The following is a 21,603-nucleotide window of genomic DNA, read 5'->3' on the forward strand; positions in this document are numbered from 1 at the left end:
ATTGAAGATGGATGCAGCTTCGTTGCCTGCAACAGTTATCGAGAGGCAGCAGCGGGGCTGGGTACTCGCAATATCCCCGGGGCTGCCTCGCCGATATCAACGGCCTTTAAAAGCAGGTTCGCGTTTTTGCATCATCGCCATCACACCTTCACGAACGTCTTCAGTCTTGATGAGTGAGAACAGCAGTTCGTTAAGTTGCGAGAGGGCAGCGTCGTCGCCTTCGTCGCGTGCTTGGAAAGCAGATTGCAGCGTGGCCTTGATAGCGAGCGGCGCTGCTTTCGCGATGCGCTCCGCGTACTGGATGGCACGAGCCAGTTCCTGGCCGGGCTCGACAACCTCCGTTAGCAAGCGCATAGCCAAGGCTTCTTCCGCGCCAAACTCTTCACCGGTCAGCATGTAACGCATGGCGTTGGTCCAGCCCGCCGCCTGAGTGAAGCGAACAGTGGAACCACCGGACGGCGGAATGCCGCGCAGCACTTCCAGGTGGGCGAAGCGAGTGTTGCAGGCAGCAATCGCAATGTCGGCGTTGAGTACCAACTCGATACCGGCGGTCCAGCAAGTTCCTTGCACGGCAAGGACTACTGGCTTGGTGCGTCGGGGCTTGGATACGCCCCAGGGGTCGATGCCTTCTTCTGGGTACTTGAAACCACCTGAGGCCAGTTTTGGACTCAGCTCCATCAAATCCAAGCCAGCGGTGAAGTGATCACCATGGGCAAATACGACCGCGCAGCGCGCCTCATCGTTACGTTCAAACTCGCCGACAGCCAATGCAAAGTCGGTGAGCATGGCGCTGTCGAAGGCATTACGTTTTCCGGCACGATCAAGGCCGATCAGAAACAGGTGACCACGCTGCTCACGGGTGACACGACCTGGACCGCTGTTGGCTTCGCTCATAGTGAAATTCTCTTGGCGTTGTTAGGACTGCGCCTGGAATACCAGGTGGGTCGCAGTTACTTACCGTTCGTTCGGTTTGGTGAAACTAAACAAACATTCGGTAACCGTCAAATTGAGATGCCATGGCTTATGACATAGAATCAATGCGCATGATTGAGCTCAGGAGTAGTCCGTGCGTCCACTGAAAATCCCGCGCGACGAGTTACTGCAACGTTGCGCTAACACCTTCAAGCGTCTCGGCTACCACGGCACTACGATGGATGCGTTGTCGTCTGCGTGTGGGCTTACCAAGGCGTCGTTCTACCATCACTACCCGAACAAGGAATCGCTCCTGAGGGATGTGTTGGCGTGGACACACGAGCGTCTTCAGCAGGCACTGTTTTCCATTGCCTTTGACGAAAGCCTGGAGGTGCATGAGCGGCTGAGCAGTATGGGGCGCAAGGCCAAGAAGCTTTTTCAGGACGACTCGATTGGGTGCCTGATGGGGGTTGTGGCGATCGACGCGACCTACGGCAAAGTGGAGCTGATGGAGCCGATTCGCAAATTCCTGGATGACTGGGTCAAAGCCTTTACGGTGCTATACAGCGCAACGTATGACCAGGAAAACGCGCAGCGTATGGCCAGACAACTGGTGGCCGATTTCGAAGGCTCGATCTTGCTCGCGCGCATCTACAACGACCCCAGTTACATCGATGCGGTAATTGAGCGGGGAGTGCAGCAACTGCAGCCTGCGAGGGCTGTTGTTGCTTAGAGCAACGCCTGCTCAAAACTGTGTTTGAGCTCTGTCCAGATTAGGTCAAGCGGCTCTGCACTGCGGGCTGCACGGCACAGCGCAACGGAGCCCTCGATCGAGGCAATCGCCAGCAACGCTAGGCTACGTGAGCGTGCTGATGGTAAGCCTGCATCCCGAAGTGAGTGAGCAACGATCTCCTGCCATTCGATAAAGATGCCATTGGCCTGGTCCAACAGCTGAGACTGGATTTGCGCCTCCAGTTCGCCTTCAGACTCACTTCGCTGGTCGGACGCGTAGTGCTCGACAGCCACCGCCAGCACCGCGCAGCCAGCCTCGAAATTTGTTTCTTCCAGCGTCGCCCTCCATAATCCTACGAAGTGCTGCATGCCTTTGACTGGGCCATGTTTTGCCAGTAACAGCGCCAACGGCTCACTAACCTCTCGGCCTGCATGTTCTATCGCGGCTTCAAGTAGCTGCCGCTTACCACCAGGAAAGTGGTGCGCAATGGAGCCGCGAGGCGTATTCGAGTGGCGCACCACTTCTCGCATGCTTGTGGCGGTCATGCCCTTGCGTCTTAAAAGATCTGCGGCACCGACAATCATTCGGTCACGTGTAGAAGTGCTCATGAAAAACTATGCCACCTGTCATATTTTGATGTAGCCTCAGGAACGACTATGCCACTTGACATAGTCGCGTATCCACCTAAAAAGCCCCGAGGTTACAAAGATGACTGCACGTCCCCAACTGCCGAACCCGATTGATTCTGTCTCGTTGGCATCGCTGAATGCGCCTGAGGGATGGCTTGCCTACCCGCTAGGCGATGACCTGATTGAGGGTAACCCCGATACGCAGATGAAGTTGTTGAGAACCGTAGGCGTAAAGACCCCATACAAAGCTGTGGCGTTCTTTACCTCGCAACCAGGGAAGTTTCACTGGCGCTTCGACAATGACGAAGCTTTCGTACTGATTGAGGGCCACATCGCCATCACTATGGATACCGGCGAGCGTTTTGAAATGAAGGCAGGGGACGGCGTTTCGATACCGGCAGGACACACCGCCATCTGTGAGGTTTTGGCCTTCAGCCGCAAATTCACCGTGGTGACGAGTGGGGCTGTTGAGTGACGACTGCGTTAAGCGATGTCCGATAATGTTTACTACCGGATAGGGTAAGAGTTTGGTTTCCGAACTTAAGACGTCCGCTTCTGGCCCAGAGTGTGTAAAAACGCTTCCGAGAGTTAATCTTGAAGATCGCAGTGTTGTCCGCGCAGATGAGTCAGGCAGGGTGCCAAAGCAAACACGGGGGGATATCTAGTGGTTACATCAACGGGCGAGCTGGCGATACGTCAGATTTCAGCGCTTCCTCCGGAAATCCTAGTACTAGAAGCGGAGGCAGTTACAGATGGTTTTAGGTTTCTCACGCGCTTGGTTGCAGATTGGAAAAACGGGTCTAATCGATTCGATCAACCAGGTGAATGTCTTTTTGGAGCCTTCCGCAACGGGCAACTGATCGCCATCGGTGGTCTTTCATATGATCCATATGCTGGGCCGGACATCGGGAGACTACGGAGGGTTTACGTCGCGCGTGCATCAAGGGGCCAGAATGTGGGTAAAGCTCTGGTGCAGCAGCTTCTGGAATATGCGGCTCAGCGATTCATTGTCGTGCGCCTATCCACGGATACACCAGAGGGAGCCGCATTTTACATTCGCTGCGGGTTCCAACAGATACAAGATGATTTTGCTACTCATGTGAAGTCATTAGTAGATGTCACGTAATCAGGGCGAAATCACTTATGAAGCGCTTCATCCAAGGTGAACATCGCGGCCAGAGCACCTTGCTTCCCGAAAGCCTCGATGTCTTCGTCGACGAACTCGACCTGGTTACCTTGGGTTTTGACGGTGTTATTCCAGCTGACACAGGCCGGCCTGCTTACCACCCTGCGATCCTGCTGAAAATTTACATCTACGGCTATCTCAACCGCATTCAGTCGAGCCGGCGTCTTGAGCGAGAAGCCCAGCGCAATGTCGAGTTGATGTGGCTGACTGGTCGCTTGATGCCCGATTTCAAGACCATTGCCAACTTCCGAAAAGACAACAGTAAGGCCATCCGGGGCGTCTGCCGCCAGTTCGTTGTGCTGTGTCAGCAGTTGGGATTATTTGGAGAGAGTCTGGTCGCCATCGACGGCAGCAAGTTCAAGGCGGTCAACAACCGCGACCGCAACTTCACCAGCGCCAAACTGAAGCGGCGAATGGAAGAAATTGAATCGGGCATCAACCGTTACCTGACGGCGCTCGATACTGCCGATCGGCAAGAACCCACATCCTCTGAGCCAAAAGCCGTGCGGCTGGAAGAGAAAATCGCCAAGCTGAAAACGCAAATGAAAGAGCTTCAAGCGATTGAAGTCCAGCTCAACGAATCGCCGGATAAACAGGTTTCACTGACCGATCCAGACGCCCGTTCCATGATGACGCGCGGCACCGGTATCGTCGGTTACAGCGTCCAGACAGCGGTCGATACGCAGCACCATTTGATCGTTGCGCATGAGGTGACCAACGTCGGTTCCGATCGTGATCAACTCAGCTCGATGGCCAAGCAGGCCCGCGAAGCGATGGCGTCAGAAACGCTGTCGGTAGTGGCTGACCGAGGTTACTTCAAAAGCGAAGAAATCCTGGCTTGTCACGAGGCCAACATCACCGCCTATGTGCCCAAGCCGATGACCTCTGGAGCCAAGGCTGACGGGCGTTTCAATAACGATGCCTTCATCTATGACACAGCGAAAAACGAATACATTTGCCCGGCTGGAGAAGCGCTCATTTGGCGCTACACCAATGTTGAAAAAGGCCTGAAGCTGCACCGTTATTGGAGTTCGAAATGCCGGGGCTGTGCAATGAAACCGCAGTGCACACCGAGCACTGAGCGGCGGGTTCGACGCTGGGAGCATGAAGCAGTACTGGAGGAAATGCAGAACCGGTTGCGCAACGCGCCGGAAATGATGCGGATCCGAAAACGGACAGTTGAGCATCCCTTCGGGACGCTCAAGCAATGGATGGGCGCGACACACTTCCTGACCCGAAAGTTTAACGGGGTGAGTGCAGAGATGAGCCTGAATGTGCTCGCCTACAATCTGAAACGGGTCATGAAAATCATCGGCACCACTGGCTTGATGAGCGCGTTAACGGCGTAAAAACCTGTATTTTTTATCCCTTCCAAAGGACTTAGGGGTTGCTGAGCCGTTTAACTGTTCCAGGAAACGTCATGGCCATGATCAGTAAGTGAAACGTGAGCAGGGCCTCTTAGCGTCGACAGAGAAAACCCAATTCGGCGTTTTTACACACTCTGGGCCGATTGCAGCCACTTTTAAAAGACTTTTCCCCCTGAAAAATCCAAGACCCCATTTGAAACACTCCGCACTGCTCAGCAGCGCGGAGCGCCACGCATCATGCTTGCAGACGCCAGCCCATCACTCCCAACAGGTCGCAACTGTCACGCAGCAGAATCGCCGCTGCGTTGGAGATATGTTGCAGATCGGTGTCGTCAGCACTCTTCAGCTCTGCGCGGGAGAGGCTTTCCAGCAGTTGAGTGACCGCCAGTAAACGTGCGGTGCCGTTGGCATGCAGCACGTCCAATGGTGCGGTCTTGTCGATAAAGAGGCAGGGGATCAGGCAGTCGATGCCGGTGATGGGGATGTATTGCTGAGTCATGGGAACCTCCGCTTGTGGGTAAGGGAGCTGTCCTGTCGTCGCCAGTCGAATAGGTGGCAGCTATACGCGGGTTGGCGAGCCGACTCATCCCACAATAATCGGCAGATCCGAGGATCTCCCGCGTACAGCCGCCATGAAAGATCGCCGTGAACATAAAGGGTCCTCGGCAAAGCTTGCAAGCGGAAGTGCCTGTGGGTGAGTTGCCAGGTCGCCAAACCCGGTCGCCATTAGGGCGAGTGGGGACTATGGATGTTGGGTCTTGGGGGGACAAGTCAGACGCGTCTGCAAGTTTTGTAGGATTGCGGAGGGGGACTTGGCGGCCTGCGAGCCGGCCAGTTTTTCTGGGGGGGGTGGGTACATATCCGTTGCTGCGGGTGCGGCGGCTGGCGGTTTCGCCCTTACGGCGAGTCCCTTTTGTCAAACGCCACAAAAGGAACCAAAAGGGCTTGCCCCTCCATGGGCCCCTCGCTAAGGCTCGGGGTTCCCTCTCTCCGGCGTTGCGTAGGGGGCAGCTCGGCATCCTTGCCGAGCTGCCCCCTACGCAACGCCTACGCTCGGCCGGCTGGGAAGGGGCTTGAAGATCAAAAGCCAGAGCCAGAGCCAGAGCCAAAGCCAAAGCCACGGCTAACGGCGCGCCCGTCCGGGTGGCGCATTTTTAATGCCTTCTCCAGCACAACAATTCCCTCTCGTAGGAGCCGGCTTGCCGGCGAAGAGGGCAGTCTGGTCGTGCGCGGAATAAAGACAGTTCAGCGTTGCACTGGCGGCGGTTTTCGCCGGCAAGCCAGCTCCTACGAGGTTCCTGTATGTCGTTGTTCCACCTTTCGCTGGCCTTTGTGAATGAAGCTTTTATGACAAAAGTTCGGTAGCACATGGCCACGCACGTCTTGGGTATGTAACGCGCTTGAGGGGGCCGCAAGGCCACTTTTTTAAGCCGAGGCGGGACGCCGGGAGTGAGGCTATGGGGACTATGGAACGCTACTCGAAAGTGGGCATGCAGGAGCTGGATCAACGGCTGTCGAAGATTGTCGAGGCGGCGCGCAAGAAGCCGGTGTCGGTCTATCGCTATGGCGCGCCGTGGGTCTGGATCGTGTCCCAGGATGATTGGCAGGGCGCCTTGAAGGAGGTGTCCAGCTATATCCCGCCGGGGCATTCGCTGGTGCTGCTGCGTCCGCAGATCGATGAGTTGCTGGATCAGCACCGCGATCTGCTCCAGGGCCTCAATGCCGAGCCCGGCATGCTGATCGCGCCGCGTACGGTGATGCACATTCTGTTGCTGCAGTTGCTGTATTCGGTGCCCAGTGAACAGCAGCTGTATGAACAGCTCAGTTACAACCTGTTGTTCCGTTGGTTCGTCGGTCTCGATCTGAACCAGAAGGTCTGGAGCTTCAGTGTCCTCAGTCGCGACATCGCCACGCTGTTGAACAACCCGCGGGCGGTGCAGTTGATCCAGAAAATCATCGGTGAGGTGTTCTGCGGTGCCTTGCTGCAAATGCCCGAGTTCTCGCTGAACTTCGCGCTGCTGCACACCTGGCTGGCGCGCCACGAAAACACCTCGATCACCAGCAATTGAATCGGCCAAACGCTGTGCAGACGGCGACGGCATTGCGCGTGCGCGCGCCAATTTTCAGACTTCTAGGGGGCGGTGTGGAGCATCTGGGCAAATCAGGGCGACCCGGCAGTGGCGGGCGCTGGTGGCCGTTGTGCGGCTGGTTGACGCTGGCGGCACTGGCGCCGGCGGTGCAGGCCGAGGAGGGCGAGGCGGTCCCGGTCGAGGCCACGGCTGCGGCGCGGTTGGTGGACGTCAATGAATACTTCGTGCGCGGCAATACCGTGCTCGATGCCCGGGCCATCGAGGAGGCGGTGTACCCGTTCCTCGGGCCGCAGAAGGCCCTGGCCGATATCGAAGGCGCTCGGGATGCGCTGCAGAAGGTCTATCAGGAACGCGGCTACCAGTCGGTGTTCGTCGAGCTGCCGGAGCAGAAGGTCGAGGACGGCATCGTCTACCTGCAGGTCAGTGAAACCAAGGTCGGTCGGGTGCGGGTGGTGGGCGCCAAGCATTACTCGCCGGTGGAGATCCGCGATCAGGTGCCGGCGCTGAAAGAAGGCCAGGTGCCTGACTTTGCCACGGTGCAGACCCAGCTAGCCGGGCTCAACCGCGGCGCCGGGCGCCAGGTCATGCCGTTGGTGCGTGAAGGCCAGCGCCCGGGGACCATGGACGTGGACCTGCAAGTGGAAGACCAGAACCCCTGGCACGCCAGTGTCGGCCTGAACAACGACTACAGCGCCGACACCGAAAAACTGCGCAGTGTGGTCAATGTCGGCTACGACAACCTCTGGCAGCTGGGCCACAGCATTTCCCTGACCTATTTCACCGCGCCCCAGGACACCGACAACGCCAAGGTCTGGTCCGGTTCCTACAGCGCGCCTTTGAGCGAGCGCTGGGCCTTGCAGTTCTCCGGTTACCAGTCCGACAGCAACATCGCCACCATCGGTGGCAGCAACGTGCTGGGCAAGGGCCACTCCTACGGGGTGTCGGCGATCTACACCTTGCCCGCCGCGGGTAGCTGGGCCAACTCGCTGTCGGTGGGGGTGGACTTCAAGGACTTCGAGGAAGAGATGCGCTTTGGCCGCAGCAGCGACCAGATTCCGCTGAAGTACGCCCCCATGACCTTTGGCTACAACGGCTATCGCTACAGCGAAAAATCCCAGCTGGGCCTGGGCCTGAACCTGATCATCGGCACCCGGCGCTTCTTCGGCTACGGCAGCGACGCCCAGGAGTTCCACTACAAGCGCGACGAAGCCAGCGCCAGTTTCTCGGTGCTCAAGGGCGACCTGAATTTCACCTACACCTTCGCCAACGATTGGCAGTCGGCGTCCAAGACCGCCTTCCAGCTGGCCTCGGGGCCCCTGGTGTCCAACGAGCAGTATTCGGCCGGCGGCGCCACCTCGGTGCGCGGCTATCTGGCCGCCGAGCGCACCGGGGATGAGGGCTATCTGTTCTCCCAGGAGCTGCGCACGCCATCCCTGGCCAAGTTCCTCGGCAGCTACGTGCAGGAGTGGCGTTTCTACGCCTTTGCCGAAGGCGCGCACCTGTCCCTGCACGAGCCGCTGCCCGAGCAGGAGGACCAGTACAGCCTGGCCAGCGTCGGCCTGGGCACCCGCGCCAGTTTGAGCAAATGGCTGTCCGGCAGCCTGGACTGGGGCTACCCGCTCAAAGACGGCCCCAACACCCAGAAATACGACCCGCGCCTGCACTTCAGTGTGCAAGCGACGTTCTGACTTTTACGGAGACCCTTCACATGCAACGCTTATTTCTGAGCCTGTTGATCTGCCTGGGCTTCGTGCTCCCGGCCACGGCCCATGCCTGGTGGCAGGACGACTGGCATTACCGCAAACAGATCAGCGTGGACACCACCCCGCAGGGCGCCGCCATCAATGAAGCCCTGGGCCGCACCGCGCTGCTGGTGCGCCTGCACACCGGCAACTTCACCTTCGACGGGGTCAAGGAAGACGGCGCCGACCTGCGCTTTGTCGCCGCCGATGACAAGACCCTGCTCAACCACCAGATCGAAAGCTTCGACCCGCTGATGGGCATGGCGCTGATCTGGGTCGATGTGCCCAAGGTCGAAGGCGGCCAGCGTCAGGACATCTGGATGTACTACGGCAACCAGAAGGCCCCGAGCACCGCCAATGGCCAGCTGACCTTCGACCCCAGCTACACCGCGATCTATCACTTTGACGGCAGCAACGGCACCCCGGCCAAGGACACCACCGCCTACGGCAACACCGCGCAGAACGCCACCGGCGCCAGCATTGACGGGGTCATCGGCCGCGCCTTGCAGTTCAGCGGCCAGCCGCTGCTGCTGCCGGCCAGCCCGTCGTTGCAGCACAACGCCGGCGACGCTTTTACCTTCAGCGCCTGGGTACGCCTGGACCAGGCCAGTGGCGAACAGCTGCTGCTGGCCCGTCGCGAAGGCGCCGGCAGCCTGCTGGTTGGCATCAACCAGGGCATGCCCTTCGTGGAAGTGGACGGCCAGCGCGCCGCCTCCACCCAGCCGCTGAACCCGGGGCAATGGCAGCATCTGGCCCTGAGCGGCGAGGGCAGCCGACTCGCGCTGTACGTCAATGGCCGCGAAACCGCGAGCCTGGCCCAGGCCATTCCCACCTTCAATTCGCCGTTGGCCATCGGTGCCGACTTGCCCGCAGCCGCTGGGGCCGAGGCCAGCCACTTCCTGCCGTTCACTGGGGCCCTGGACGAACTGCGCCTGTCCAAGGTGGCGCGTTCGGCGGCGCTGATCCTGGCCGATGCCAGCGCCCAGGGCGCCGAGTCGAAGCTGGTGGCCTATGGCGTGGATGAAGAGCAGTCGGGCTTCGGTTTCGGCAGCCTGGGTTTCCTGCTCAAGGCGGTGCCGGTGGATGCCTGGGTGATCATCCTGGTGCTGGTGGGAATGATGATCCAGTCCTGGGTGATCATGCTGCGCAAGAACCGCATGGTCAGCCGGGTCAGCGCTGCCAATGCGCTGTTCCGCGAGCAGTTCGCCAAGGTCGGCACCCGCCTGGAAATGTTCGCCGACGACCAGGTCCTGGCCAGTCGCCTGGAGCACTCTTCGTTGTGGCGCCTGTACCTGGTGGCGGTAAAGGAGATCCGCACCCGCCGCGAGCAGGGCGCTGATACCTCGTCGGTGTCGGCGGCCACCATCGAGGCCATCCGCTGCTCCATGGACGGCGTGCGCACCCGGGAAAACCAGCAGCTGAGCGCCAAGCTCTCGACCCTGTCCAACGCCATCGCCGGCGGCCCCTACATCGGTCTGTTGGGCACGGTGCTGGGGATCATGGTGGTGTTCCTCGGCACCGCCATGGCCGGTGACGTCAACATCAACGCCATCGCCCCGGGCATGGCCGCGGCCTTGCTGGCCACCGCCATGGGCCTGTTCGTCGCGATCCCGGCGCTGTTTGGCTACAACCGCCTGATCACCCGCAACAAGGAAGTCGGCGCCGACATGCGGGTGTTCGTCGACGAATTCATCACCCGGCTGGCGGAGCTGCACGGCGAGAGCCAGCACAGCGAGAACGCCCACTGGCGGGTCAGTCACAGCAACGCGTCGGTTCCGGCCTGAGGAGAACTGCCATGGCTTCCGTGAACGCCTCCCATGACGACGAAGACGATGCCGCCGTCGACAGCATCAACATCACGCCCCTGGTGGACGTGCTGATGGTGGTGCTGGTGATGTTCATCCTCACCGCCACCGCCCAGGTCTCGGGCATCCAGATCCACCTGCCCAAGGCCAGCGCCTCGGTGTCGCTGTCCGAGGCCAAGACCAAGGCCATTTCGGTGAACGATGGCGGCCAGGTGTTCCTCGACGCCTACCCGGTGACCCTGGGCGAGCTGGAAGAGCGCCTGCGCATCGAGAAGGCGCAGAACCCGGACTTCCCGATCATCGTCCGTGGCGATGCCACGGTGCAGTACCAGAAGGTCATCGAAGTCCTCGACCTGCTGCGCCGCCTGGAGTTGTCCCAGGTCGGCCTGGTCACCGGCAAACCGAGCCAGGGCTGAGACATGACCGCACAACAACCTATCCAGCTGCCCCCGGTGCAGAACAAGCCGCGAGCCGTGCAACTGCTGAAGTGGGGCGTCGGCCTGCTGCTGGGGGCCGTGGCCGCCTGGTTCTTGTGGCAGTGGGCCAATGACATGGCCGGGGTACGCCGGGAGGCGCCCAAAGTGCCAACCATCATCCCGCTGCCGCCGCCTCCGGAAACGCCGCCACCGCCGCCGGAGAAACCCAAGGAGCCGGAGCCGGTGGAAGAAAAGATCCCGGAACCCGAACCCACGCCCACCCCCGAGGAGGTCAAGCCGGAGGAGGAGGCTCCGCCATCGCCGGCGGATGATCTGGCCAATCCGATGCAGATGGACGGCGAGGCCCAGTCCGGCAACGACGGTTTCAACGTCGGTGCCGGCAAGGGCGGCGGCATGGCCGGCGCCGGTGGCGGCGGGCTGGGCACCGGCACCTACAAGCAGTACCTGGCGGCAACCTTCCAGCGCGCGCTGCGCGAGGACCCGGAGCTGCGCAAGAAGGCTTATGCGCTGCAGGTGGACCTGTGGCTGGGCGCCGACGGGCAAGTGACCCGCGCTGAACTGGCCGGCTCCAGCGGCAATCCCGAGACCGACCAGCAGGTGCTGGCGGCGCTGCGGGCCACGCCGCGCCTGAAAGAGCGCATGCCGGCCTCCCTGACCTTGCCGGTACGCCTGTCCCTCAAGGGTCGGCGTCCGGAATGAGCGAACCCCTATTTGCAGTTTCTACAGGAGTTGTGTGCAGATGATTTCCACCGTGAATCGATTGACCCTGGCGCTCTGCATGGTCGCCCTGACCCTGGCCGGACAGGCCGCGGCTGCCGCCGCGCCTTCGGAGAACGCCACGATCAACCTGATCCGTCTGTTGGTGCAGCAGGGGGTATTGAAGCAGGAGCAGGCCGACGGGCTGATCGCCCAGGCCGAGAAAGAGGCCCAGCAGGCCCGTGCCGCCACAGCGGTGGCCGCTACTGGTCCCGCTGCGGCGCCCGGTGATGTACGGGTGCAATATGTGCCGGCCATCGTCCGCGAGCAGATCCGCGATCAGGTCAAGGCCGAGGTCATGGCCACCGCCAAGCAGGAAAACTGGGCCCAGCCCAACACCTTCCCGGACTGGATCTCGCGCATCAGCTTCGACGGCGACATCCGCCTGCGGGACGAGTCGCGGTTCTTCGCCGACAACAACAGCAACGAGATCGTCGACTACGCCAAGCTCAACGACAGCGGTCCCTACGACGTCAACAAAGACACCAACAGCAAGCTGCCGCCGCTGCTCAACAGCCGTGAAGACCGCGACAATCTGTTTCGCCTGCGGGCGCGCCTGGGGATGAAGGCGGTGATCTCGCCGGAATGGACCGCCGGCATCCGCATCGGCACCGGCTCGGACAACAACCCGGTGTCCACCACCCAGACCCTGGGCGGCGGTTTTGGCAAGAAGGACATCTGGCTCGACCAGGGCTACCTGACCTGGAAGGCCACCCAGGACCTGACCCTGACCGGCGGGCGGATTGCCAACCCGTTCTATTCCACCGACATGCTGTATTCCAACGACCTCAACTTCGACGGCGTGGCGGCGATCTTCAACCACAAGCTGGGCAGCGACTGGGGCCTGTTCGGCACCCTCGGCGCCTTCCCGGTGGAGTACACCAACGACACCGCCACCAGCAACGGCTTCGACAAGAACGAGAGCGACACCAAGTGGCTGTTCGGCGGGCAGATCGGCGCCAACTGGAAGATCAACCGCAGCAACAGTCTGAAGGGCGCGTTGGCCTACTACCGCTTCGACGACATCGAAGGCCAGCGCTCCAGCCCTTGCGCGCCCTGGGCCGGGGCCCCGGGCTGCGACACCGACGGCTCGCGCGTGGCCTTCATGCAGAAGGGCAACAGCGTGTTCCTGCTGCGCGACATCACCCCCAACCCGGCCACGCCGGGCCTGACCCCGCAGCCGCAGTTCGTCGGCCTGGCCTCGAAGTTCGACGTGCTCGACCTGAACCTGGCCTGGGACACCGAGCTGCCAGACGACCTGCGCCTGCGCAGCCAGACCAACTTCATCCGCAACCTAGCCTACGACAAGGGCGAGATGCTCAAGCGCAGCGAGGGCGAGATCGTCAACAACATCAATCGCAACGGCCAGTTCGAAAGTGGCGGCAATGCGCTGATGGTGCAGTTCACCCTGGGCAACGCCCTGGAGATGAAGAAGTCCGGCGACTGGAACTTGCTGGCTGGCTACAAGTACATCCAGCCCGATGCCTTGCCCGACGGCTTCAACGATTCCTCGTTCCACCTGGGGGGCACCAACGCCAAGGGTTATTTCGTCGGCGGCAACTACGGCATCGACAAGAACATCTACGCCACGGCCCGCTACATGAGCGCCTCGGAAGTCTACGGGCCGCGCTATGAAGTCGACGTCATGCAGCTTGAACTCAACACGCGCTTCTAAGCGTCAGGAGGAAGGTTATGAACAGCCGAGCGAGGGCAGGGGCGGTCAGCCTGTTAGTGGCCTGGGGCGTGTTGGCCAGCGCCAGCGCTAGCGCCGAAGGCATGGAGGAGCGCCTGCGCACCCAGTTGCGCAGCACTACCCAGCAGTTGCAGGCGCTGCAAAGCGAGCAGGCCCAGGCTGCGGCGGCGCGGATTGCCGCCGAGAACGCAGCCAGGGAAGCCCAGGCCCAGGTCAAGCAACTGAGCGCCGAGCTGGCCAAGACCCGCGGCGTGGCCGAGCAACTGGTCGGCCAGCAGCAGAACCTGCAAAGCCAGGCACAAGCTCAGGCGGCGGCTAGCAGCGAGCAGTTGGGCAAGTTCAAGAAAGCCTACGAGGACTTACTGGTGCTGGCCCGGGGCAAGGAAGCCGAGCGGGCGAAATTGCAGGCGCAATTGAGCGAACGTGACACACAAGTGCAGCAATGTGCGGTCAAGAATCAGCAGATGTACGGCATCGCCAAACAGATCCTGGCGGCCTACGAAAAAATCGATGTGGCTGAGCTGGTGAAAATCCGCCAGCCCTTCGCCGGCAGCGCCCGGGTCAAGTTCGAAGAGCTGGCCCAGGGCTTTGGCGACGAGCTTTACCAAACCCAGTTCGATGCCCCCCGGGCGGCGAGCACCCACTGATCACCAGGGAAGAGATGACCATGACTTTGATTACCAGCGTCACCACCGAAAGCCTCACCGACCTGCTGCAAGGCGCTGGCTACCGGGTCAACCAGACCGAACAGAACGGCATCGTGCAACTGCTCAGCGCCAGCCAGGGCATCGGCTACGCCGTGCGTTTCGGCAACCCGGGCAGCGAAGCCGGGCACTACGTGGACTTCACCTACAGCTGCGCCTTGCGGGTGCAGGGCGAACTGCCGGCGGGGCTGGCGGAACTGTGGAACGCCTCGCGGCGCTTTGCCCGGCTGTCGCTGCAGGGCGAGTTCCTGGTGATGGAGATGGACGTGGTGGTGGCCGGGGTCGGCGAGCCCCATCTGCGCAGCCAGCTGGAACTGTGGGATCGCTTGCTGCAGGAGTTCATCGTCTACCTGCGCGAATACAGCCAGCAGGCGGCGCAGTTGCAGGCCCAGGCCGAGCACGCGCCAAGCCCTGAAAGCCAACCCCTGGAAGAGGCGGCCAGCCTGTGAAGAAGCCGACCCTGGTGGTCGGTGCCGGAGCGCTGACCCTGCTCGGTCTGGCGCTCGGCCTGGCCTTGCGCCCGGGCAACGACCCGGTGGCGGCGCAGCAGCCGGCACCCACCGTACTGGCACAGCAACTGGCGACAACCCCGACCGTGGCGCGCCTGGGCAACCAGCTTGTGGCGGCGCAGGAGCTCAAGGCGCTGTTCGCCAGCCTGCCCGAGGAGTCCCGGGGGCAACTGCGGGCCAATCGCCCGGCCCTGGAGGCCTGGATCCGCTCGCGCCTGGCGGAAAAGGCGGTGCTGGAGCAGGCCGACGCCCAGGGCTGGCGCCAGCGCCCGGACGTGGAACAGCAGACCCGCGCCGCCACCGAGCAGATCGTGTTTCGCGACTATTTGCAGTCGGTCAGCCAGGTGCCGGCGGACTACCCCAGTGCCGCCGAACTGCAGCAGGCCTATGACAGCGGCAAGTCGGCCTGGATGACCCCGGCGTTGTACCGGGTCAGCCAGATCTTCCTGGGCGTGAGCGACCCCCAGGCGCTGGAGCAGGTGCGTCGACAGGCCCTGGAACTGAGCCGCAAGGCCCAGGCCGCGCCGGGGGAGTTTGCCGCCTTGGCGGCGCAGTATTCCCAGGACCGCGACAGCGCCCAGCGCGGTGGCGACTCCGGCCTGCAGCCCTTGCAGCAACTGCTGCCGGAGGTGCGCAGCGCCGTGGCCCGGCTCAAGGTCGGTGGTGTCTCTGAGGTGGTGCAGAGCGCAGCGGGTTTTCACGTGCTCAAGCTCACCGAACAGCAACCGGCGCGCACTGCCAGCCTGGACGAACTGCGTGATCGCCTGACCCAGGCCCTGCGCGCCCAGCGCCAGGAACAGATCGCCAAGGCCTACCTGGAAGGCATGCTCAACACCGCGACCCTGAGCATCGACGGCGCCGTACTGAATCAGGTCCTGGAGGACAAGCTGTAGGCGCTGGCTTGCCAGCGAAGGCGATCTTGCGGGCCTATTCACCGGCAAGCCGGCTCCTACGGGGGGGCAACACGCAGCATCGGCAACTGTAGGAGCTGGCTTGCCAGCGAAGGCGGTCTTGCGGACTCCGCCGCCCGCTAGCCAAGGAAGCAACACTCAACAAGACAGGGAGTCACCAATGTCATTTCTCGAACCCGCTCCACTCCAGGGTGTCGCACCCTACGTTGCGCCCCAGGAACCCCGGGAAGCCTGGCTGGCCCTGGCCGCCGGGATCGATCCGGAGGTCGCCCAGTATTTCCTGGTCAGTGCCCGCTGCGGTTGCTTCATGCAGGCAGCCCGCAGTCTGAACATCAAGGCCACGCTGTTACGCAAGCAACTGGCCCTGCTGGAAGAGCACCTGCGCCGCTCACTGTTCTGTTATCAGGGGAGTGCCTTGAGCCTGAGTCGCGAGGGCCTGCAACTGCAGGCGCAACTGATTGCCCTGGCCCACCAGCGGCGGCTGCCGGTGATCGAGCAGCCGTTGATCCGTGTTGCCGTGGCGGAAACCATCCTCCACGACATTCTCGGTCGCGACCTGATCGCCTTGCTGCGGCGCAATGCCAGCGCACGCCTGGAGATCATCTCCATCGACAGCGACCTGTCCCTGCAGGCCCTGAGTGCCGATCTGGTGCTGTGGCTGGCGGCCGAAGACTCGCCGTTGCCGGGCCCCAGCTTCGCCACCCGCGAGCCGCTGCCCCTGGCGCGTATCGACTACCTACCGCATATCGCCAAGCGCTACTCCCGGGTCGCGGCGCGTCCCGACAGCCTCGACGACCTGGCCGACTACATGCTGGTGCAGTGGCAGCACGACCGTCAGGTAGAGCCGTTCCGGCCCTGGAACAGCCTGGTGGAGCAACGCCTGGCGGGGGTGGTGCACGTACATGCCTATGAACTGATGCTGGAGATGATCCGTTGCAGCGCCTGCATCGGCCTGTTGCCGCAATACATCAGCCGCTTCGACCGTGGCTTGACCGCCTTGCCGGGGTTGTTCACCGAGCCCATGCAACGCCGCGCCTGGTTGGCGGTGAATGCCCAGGTGGCCCATGAAGCCGAAGTGCAGCAGCTAGTGGACCTGATCCTGCACACCTTCAGCGAGCGAGAGGACTGGTTCGCCTGATCCACCCGTGATCCGCCTTTGCGTAGGGACCGGCTCGCCGGCGAAAGGGCACGCGGCTGGTGCTGCCGACGCCTTCGCCGGCAGGCCAGCCCCCACAACTGCCGATACTGCGCGTTTCCCCCGTAGGAGCCGGCTTGCCGGCGAAGAGGCCCGCAAGCCTGGCGTCGCTCTGCGATACGCCTTCGCTGGCAAGCCAGCTCCAACGGGCGAGGATCCCCTCGTCATGCAGAGGCTCATGCCCTTACACTCGATGGCCATTTCCACTTCAAGGAAGACCTGGCCATGCCTAACGCTAATCCCACTATCGTTATCGAGCGTTGCAACGAAGCCCATATCGAGGGTCTGACGGCGCTGTACAGCGAACCCAGCGTGGCGGCCCAGACCCTGCAACTGCCTTACCAATCCCGTGAACTGTGGCGCAAGCGCGTCGGGTTGGGCCAGGACAACGAAGGGCTGGTGGCCCTGGTGGCCCTGCACCAGGGCGCGGTGATCGGCAGTTGCAGCCTGCTGCAGGTGGCGCGGGTGCGCCGGGCCCATTGCGCTGACATCGGCATGGGCGTGTCCCCGGCCTGGCAACGCCAGGGTATCGGCAGCCGCCTGCTGGCAGCGGTGCTGGAGGTGGCGGACAACTGGATGAACCTGCGTCGGGTTGAACTCACGGTCTATGCCGATAACCAGGCGGCCATCGGCCTGTACCACAAGTTCGGTTTTGAAACCGAAGGCCAACTGCGGGACTACGCCATCCGTGGCGGGCAGTACGTCGACGTGCTGAGCATGGCGCGCCTGCGCCGTCCCGCTTGATCTGTGACCCCGTCAGGCCGGCTCGTCCGCCAGGGCAAAGGCCACCGCCGCCCTGGCATGCAGTTCGGTGGTGTCGAGCAGGGGCAGGGGGCTGTGCTCGGGCTTGAGCAGCAGGCCGATCTCCGTGCAGCCCAGGATCACCGCCTGGGCACCACGGGCCTTGAGTGATTCGATCACCTGTTGGTATACCCGGCGCGACGCGTCGCTGATGACCCCCACGCACAACTCCTCATAGATGATCCGGTGCACCGCCTGGCGCTCCTGCGCATCGGGCACCAGTACCTTCAGCCCTTGCTGGCTCAGGCGGCTCTTGAGGAACTCCTGCTCCATGGTGAAGGCGGTGCCCAGCAGCCCGACGTTCAGGGTGCCGGCCGCCAGCGCGGCCTGGGCCGTGGGGTCGGCGATGTGCAGGAAGGGCACTGCAGTGGCCGCCTGAATCTGCTGCGCCACCTTGTGCATGGTGTTGGTACAGAGCACCAGGCACTCGGCGCCACCATCCTGTAAACGCTGGGCGGCGTCTATCAGAATCCGCGCCGCTTCATCCCAGCGCCCGGCGTGCTGGGCCCGTTCGACAGGCCCGAAGTCGACGCTGTACATTAGCAACCGCGCCGAGCGCAGCGGCCCCAATTGATCGCGAACCTGCTGATTGATCAGGCGATAGTATTCGGCGCTGGATTCCCAGCTCATGCCGCCGATCAGGCCGATGGTGCGCATGTGCAGCTCCTTGAGTCATGGTGTAGAAGGGCCTTCAGTCTCCCGTGGCCCGTGGTATCGATCTATCAGGAAATTTCATATGCCCGAGGTTCTCAGCCGCAGCCTGCTGGACGGTCGGCTCTGCCTGCAACTGTTGCCCGCAGTCGCCTACAGCGCTCGCGATCCGGCGCAGTGGCAGACCCTGGGCGTGACCCTGGAACGCCAGCGTGGGGTGCATGCCATCGACTCCGACCGGCGCGAGGATTTCGACACCTGGCCCGGCACTCTGGCCTTGACGCCCAAGGGTGTTGAAGTGTTCTCCGAATCTGCCTGTGGCGGTGAATACCTGCTGGCGCGCTGGCAGGAGCAGACGCCGCTGATCCCCGGCGAGCGCCGCCTGCAGAGTCCGGGGCATGCTGGCGCTCTGGCCCTGGGCCGTGAAGCCCGGCGTCTGTTGCTGGCGCCTGCAATCGATGAGTTGGCCCTGGAGCACTGTGCCCTGGCCTTTGTCGGTCTGTCCCAGTCCCGCCACATTCCTACGGCGCCGTTACCACGACTGGGCCAGGTGCTGGAGCAGATGGCCGACCAGTACGCCCAGCCCTTGTCCCTGGCGCAATTGGCGCTCACTTACGGCCACAACGAACTGCGCCTGCTGCGCGACTTTCGCCGCGCCGTCGGCATGACGCCCCATGCCTGGATCACCGAGGTGCGGCTGCAAGCGGCCCGGCGCCTGCTGCAACACACGGACCTGCCCCTGGCGGCGATTGCCCAGGACAGCGGTTTTGCCCACCAATCGCACCTGGGCAGTGCCTTGCGCAAAAGCCTCGGCCTGACCCCGCGCCAGTACCGGCTGCGCTTTCACCCGCGCGCCCTTGGGTAAACACCCCAACGTCCGGCACCGGCATCTGCCATGATCAAGTCCGGCGACCTGCTGTTCCCAAGGGTCGATGCCAGGGACACACCGCAATGGACGATATCCAGCAACTGGGCGAGATGCTCCGGCACTACGCCGCCAGCGAAGCCCACAAAAAGCAGCTGTTCGACAGCCAGTCGGTGGTCTGGGCCCAGCGTATTCATGAGTTGTTCGGGCAGATTGAAGAGTGGTTGGCGCCAGTGCTGCTGCCGGACCTGCTGGAGCTGCACCGCGAGCCTTATGTGGCCTTCAGCCCGGCATTGCCGGTGGAGAGTTCCACTTTCAAGAGCGAGAAACTGACCATCGCCATCGCGGGCAAGCCGGTGGAGTTCGTCCCGGATGTGATGGGGCCCAATGGGCAGATATCCCTGGCGGTGATCGGCCTGACCGCGGCGCGCCTGGGCAGTGTTTCCCTGGTGGGCGAGCCCTCCGGCAGTTGGCAATGGCGCAAGACCAATGGCCTCAAGGACCCCGATATCTTCGTTTTCGACGGCAACTTCCTGGCGGCCCAATTGCAGAGCCTGATCCCCCGCGAGCGCGCCTGATAGCGCGTCTGATGTAGGAACTGGCTCGCCAGCGAAAGCGACCGCCAAGCACGTGCACGTCTTGCGGGCCTCTTCGCCGGCAAGCCGGCTCCTACGGGGCGTTACATGTCCAGGTTGATCCATCCCGGCTTGGGCTCTTCCGGCGCGACGGCATTGATCTTCTTGCCCGTGGCCAACTCCACCCGGCGGGCTACGTCGGGGTCGTCGGCAAAAGGAATCAGGCTGGCGTCATCCAGGCTCTTGGCGCTCTGGTGGCGCAGGCAGTACTCGATGCAGAGGTAGAGAAACGCCACCCCCAGCAGGTTGAACAGAATATCCATCGGTCATCCGGCTCCCTTAAAAAAAAAACGCCGGTCACTGGGACCGGCGGGCATTGGTTGGGTCAGGCGATCTGCGCGTCGCTCAGGGCCAGTTTTTCATCGGCCACGCGTACGGTGCGCCAGGTGTTGTAGGCCATCAGCAGCATGCCGCTGAGGAAGAACACGCCACCGGCAAAACGCACCACGAACCCCGGATGGCTGGCCACCAGGGCCTCAACGAAGGAGTAGGTGAGGGTGCCGTCTTCGTTGACTGCACGCCACATCAGGCCCTGGGTGATGCCGTTGACCCACATCGAGGCGATGTAGAGCACGGTGCCGATGGTGGCCAGCCAGAAGTGGGTGTTGATCAGGCCGATGCTGTACATCTGCTCGCGGCCAAACACTTTGGGCACCATGTGGTAGATAGCGCCGAAGGTGATCATCGCTACCCAGCCCAGGGCCCCGGCGTGAACGTGGCCGATGGTCCAGTCGGTGTAGTGGGAGAGGGCGTTGACGGTCTTGATCGCCATCATCGGGCCTTCAAAGGTCGACATGCCGTAGAACGCCAGGGACAACACCAGGAACCGCAGGATTGGGTCGGTGCGCAACTTATGCCAGGCCCCGGAGAGGGTCATCATGCCGTTGATCATCCCGCCCCAGCTGGGGGCCAGGAGAATCAGCGACATGGCCATGCCCAGGGACTGCGCCCAGTCCGGCAGCGCGGTGTAGTGCAAGTGGTGCGGGCCGGCCCAGATGTACAGGGTGATCAGCGCCCAGAAGTGCACGATGGACAGGCGATAGGAGTAGACCGGGCGTCCCACTTGCTTGGGCACGAAGTAGTACATCATCCCGAGAAAGCCGGTGGTGAGGAAGAAGCCTACGGCGTTGTGCCCGTACCACCACTGGACCATGGCGTCGGTGGCCCCGGAATACACCGGGTAGGACTTGAACCAGTCCACCGGGATCGACAGGTGGTTGACCACGTGGAGCATGGCGATCACCAGGATGAAGGCGCCGAAGAACCAGTTGCCGACATAGATGTGCCGGCACTTGCGCCGCACCACTGTGGTGAAGAACACGATGGCATACGCCACCCAGACCACGGCCATCCACACCGCGCCGGCGAATTCGATCTCGGCGTATTCCTTGGTGGTGGTGTAGCCCAGGGGCAGGGTGATCAGCATGATCACGATCACCGACTGCCAGCCCCAGAATGTGAAGGCGGCCAGGGTGTCGGAGTACAGCCGTACCTGGCAGGTGCGCTGTACGGCGTAGTAGCTGGCGGCAAACTGGGCGCTGCCGGCGAAGCCGAAGATCACCAGGCTGGTGTGCAGCGGCCGCAGGCGGCCGAACGTGCTCCAGGGCAGATCGAGGTTCATCTCCGGCCACACCAGTTGCGAGGCAATCCACACCCCCATGGCCATGCCGATCACGCCCCATACCACGGTTGCGACGACGAATTGGCGAACCACCTTGTAGTTGTAAGCCTGTCCGATTGTTGCTGAGTTCATGGTCAATGCTTCCACGGTTGCAAAGTCTTGCCAGGCCACCCGGTCTGGCACGGGGTGCACTGTAGGAATCAGCGGGGAAACAAAACAGACTCAGAAAAACAGCATTAATACGGATCAGATTTATCTCATGTCCACGGTGCTTCGGTAGTGGCTGATATGGTTTTTTAGTTTTTACCTGAATCTGTAACGTTCTGCGCCGCACGCGCATAGTCGCCCCCTCACAACACGC

At 62.2% G+C, this 21,603-nt stretch carries 23 protein-coding genes; 17 read left to right on the top strand and 6 right to left on the bottom strand.

Features of this window, described 5'->3' with window-relative positions; all coding sequences use genetic code 11:
- Positions 1-96 precede the first annotated feature (96 nt).
- On the bottom strand, positions 97-894 hold the full coding sequence (locus tag FW796_RS28655) for a crotonase/enoyl-CoA hydratase family protein (protein ID WP_446440476.1): 798 nt from the start codon (positions 892-894) through the stop codon (positions 97-99).
- Positions 895-1,066: 172 nt separating this feature from the next.
- Here FW796_RS28655 and FW796_RS28660 point away from each other — a divergent pair, with 172 nt between their 5' ends.
- Positions 1,067-1,645, top strand: a complete 579-nt coding sequence (locus FW796_RS28660) for a TetR/AcrR family transcriptional regulator (protein ID WP_446440477.1) — start codon at positions 1,067-1,069, stop codon at positions 1,643-1,645.
- Here FW796_RS28660 and FW796_RS28665 read toward each other — a convergent pair.
- Positions 1,642-2,253, bottom strand: a complete 612-nt coding sequence (locus FW796_RS28665) for a TetR/AcrR family transcriptional regulator (RefSeq protein WP_446440478.1) — start codon at positions 2,251-2,253, stop codon at positions 1,642-1,644. The two genes, FW796_RS28660 and FW796_RS28665, sit on opposite strands and share 4 nt — an antisense overlap.
- Before the next feature lie 100 nt (positions 2,254-2,353).
- Here FW796_RS28665 and FW796_RS28670 point away from each other — a divergent pair, with 100 nt between their 5' ends.
- The 3 genes from FW796_RS28670 (at position 2,354) to FW796_RS28680 (ending at position 4,809) form a co-directional block, all read left to right on the top strand.
- Positions 2,354-2,749, top strand: coding sequence for a cupin domain-containing protein (locus FW796_RS28670; RefSeq protein ID WP_446440479.1), 396 nt, complete (start codon positions 2,354-2,356; stop codon positions 2,747-2,749).
- Between the two features lie 189 nt (positions 2,750-2,938).
- Complete coding sequence (locus tag FW796_RS28675) at positions 2,939-3,400, top strand: GNAT family N-acetyltransferase (RefSeq protein WP_250330869.1); 462 nt, start codon at positions 2,939-2,941, stop codon at positions 3,398-3,400.
- A 17-nt stretch (positions 3,401-3,417) separates the two neighbouring features.
- Complete coding sequence (locus tag FW796_RS28680) at positions 3,418-4,809, top strand: IS1182 family transposase (RefSeq protein WP_446440480.1); 1,392 nt, start codon at positions 3,418-3,420, stop codon at positions 4,807-4,809.
- Positions 4,810-5,062: 253 nt separating this feature from the next.
- Here FW796_RS28680 and FW796_RS28685 read toward each other — a convergent pair whose 3' ends face one another.
- Positions 5,063-5,326: a short-chain dehydrogenase gene (locus FW796_RS28685; protein WP_110653309.1), complete on the bottom strand. Its 264-nt coding sequence runs from the start codon at positions 5,324-5,326 to the stop codon at positions 5,063-5,065.
- Positions 5,327-6,293: 967 nt separating this feature from the next.
- Here FW796_RS28685 and FW796_RS28690 point away from each other — a divergent pair.
- The 11 genes from FW796_RS28690 to FW796_RS28740 all read left to right on the top strand — a co-directional run bounded on the left by FW796_RS28690 (position 6,294) and on the right by FW796_RS28740 (position 17,413).
- Positions 6,294-6,896 (top strand): transposase, encoded by a 603-nt coding sequence (locus FW796_RS28690; RefSeq protein WP_041118040.1) that lies wholly within the window; start codon positions 6,294-6,296, stop codon positions 6,894-6,896.
- A gap of 74 nt (positions 6,897-6,970) precedes the next feature.
- Entirely contained in the window at positions 6,971-8,605 is a 1,635-nt protein-coding gene (locus FW796_RS28695) for a ShlB/FhaC/HecB family hemolysin secretion/activation protein (RefSeq protein WP_446440527.1), read from the top strand.
- A 20-nt stretch (positions 8,606-8,625) separates the two neighbouring features.
- Entirely contained in the window at positions 8,626-10,443 is a 1,818-nt protein-coding gene (locus FW796_RS28700) for a DUF2341 domain-containing protein (RefSeq protein ID WP_446440481.1), read from the top strand.
- Positions 10,444-10,454: 11 nt separating this feature from the next.
- On the top strand, positions 10,455-10,880 hold the full coding sequence (locus FW796_RS28705) for an ExbD/TolR family protein (protein WP_011061113.1): 426 nt from the start codon (positions 10,455-10,457) through the stop codon (positions 10,878-10,880).
- Positions 10,881-10,883: 3 nt separating this feature from the next.
- Entirely contained in the window at positions 10,884-11,600 is a 717-nt protein-coding gene (locus FW796_RS28710) for an energy transducer TonB family protein (protein WP_346634266.1), read from the top strand.
- Positions 11,601-11,640: 40 nt separating this feature from the next.
- Positions 11,641-13,332: a putative porin gene (locus FW796_RS28715; protein WP_446440482.1), complete on the top strand. Its 1,692-nt coding sequence runs from the start codon at positions 11,641-11,643 to the stop codon at positions 13,330-13,332.
- A 17-nt stretch (positions 13,333-13,349) separates the two neighbouring features.
- On the top strand, positions 13,350-13,997 hold the full coding sequence (locus tag FW796_RS28720; RefSeq protein WP_346634268.1) for a DNA repair protein: 648 nt from the start codon (positions 13,350-13,352) through the stop codon (positions 13,995-13,997).
- A 20-nt stretch (positions 13,998-14,017) separates the two neighbouring features.
- A complete protein-coding gene (locus FW796_RS28725; RefSeq protein WP_446440483.1) occupies positions 14,018-14,503 on the top strand; it encodes a YbjN domain-containing protein in 486 nt (161 codons plus the stop codon).
- The gene (locus FW796_RS28730) at positions 14,500-15,456 is read left to right on the top strand and encodes a peptidylprolyl isomerase (protein WP_346634270.1); all 957 of its coding nucleotides are present in this window, start codon (positions 14,500-14,502) and stop codon (positions 15,454-15,456) included. Before FW796_RS28725 ends, FW796_RS28730 begins: the two co-directional genes overlap by 4 nt.
- A gap of 178 nt (positions 15,457-15,634) precedes the next feature.
- Positions 15,635-16,612 (top strand): LysR family transcriptional regulator, encoded by a 978-nt coding sequence (locus FW796_RS28735; protein ID WP_346634271.1) that lies wholly within the window; start codon positions 15,635-15,637, stop codon positions 16,610-16,612.
- Between the two features lie 282 nt (positions 16,613-16,894).
- On the top strand, positions 16,895-17,413 hold the full coding sequence (locus FW796_RS28740; protein WP_346634272.1) for a GNAT family N-acetyltransferase: 519 nt from the start codon (positions 16,895-16,897) through the stop codon (positions 17,411-17,413).
- Positions 17,414-17,425: 12 nt separating this feature from the next.
- On the opposite strand, the gene FW796_RS28745 is transcribed toward FW796_RS28740, so the two are convergent.
- Positions 17,426-18,127 carry an aspartate/glutamate racemase family protein gene (locus FW796_RS28745; RefSeq protein ID WP_446440484.1) on the bottom strand — a complete coding sequence of 234 codons (702 nt, stop codon included), beginning with the start codon at positions 18,125-18,127 and terminating at the stop codon, positions 17,426-17,428.
- A gap of 79 nt (positions 18,128-18,206) precedes the next feature.
- Here FW796_RS28745 and FW796_RS28750 point away from each other — a divergent pair, with 79 nt between their 5' ends.
- Both FW796_RS28750 and FW796_RS28755 read left to right on the top strand, forming a co-directional pair.
- On the top strand, positions 18,207-18,986 hold the full coding sequence (locus FW796_RS28750) for a helix-turn-helix domain-containing protein (RefSeq protein WP_446440485.1): 780 nt from the start codon (positions 18,207-18,209) through the stop codon (positions 18,984-18,986).
- An 86-nt stretch (positions 18,987-19,072) separates the two neighbouring features.
- Positions 19,073-19,564: a hypothetical protein gene (locus tag FW796_RS28755; RefSeq protein WP_346634275.1), complete on the top strand. Its 492-nt coding sequence runs from the start codon at positions 19,073-19,075 to the stop codon at positions 19,562-19,564.
- A gap of 101 nt (positions 19,565-19,665) precedes the next feature.
- Here the strand turns inward: FW796_RS28755 and FW796_RS28760 are convergent, their stop codons facing one another.
- Together FW796_RS28760 and ccoN are read right to left on the bottom strand one after the other, a co-directional pair.
- The gene (locus tag FW796_RS28760; RefSeq protein ID WP_060843700.1) at positions 19,666-19,884 is read right to left on the bottom strand and encodes a hypothetical protein; all 219 of its coding nucleotides are present in this window, start codon (positions 19,882-19,884) and stop codon (positions 19,666-19,668) included.
- Positions 19,885-19,946: 62 nt separating this feature from the next.
- Positions 19,947-21,374 carry a cytochrome-c oxidase, cbb3-type subunit I gene (gene ccoN / locus FW796_RS28765; protein WP_346634276.1) on the bottom strand — a complete coding sequence of 476 codons (1,428 nt, stop codon included), beginning with the start codon at positions 21,372-21,374 and terminating at the stop codon, positions 19,947-19,949.
- Positions 21,375-21,603 lie beyond the last annotated feature (229 nt).

The organism is Pseudomonas sp. 910_21, assembly GCF_052850735.1.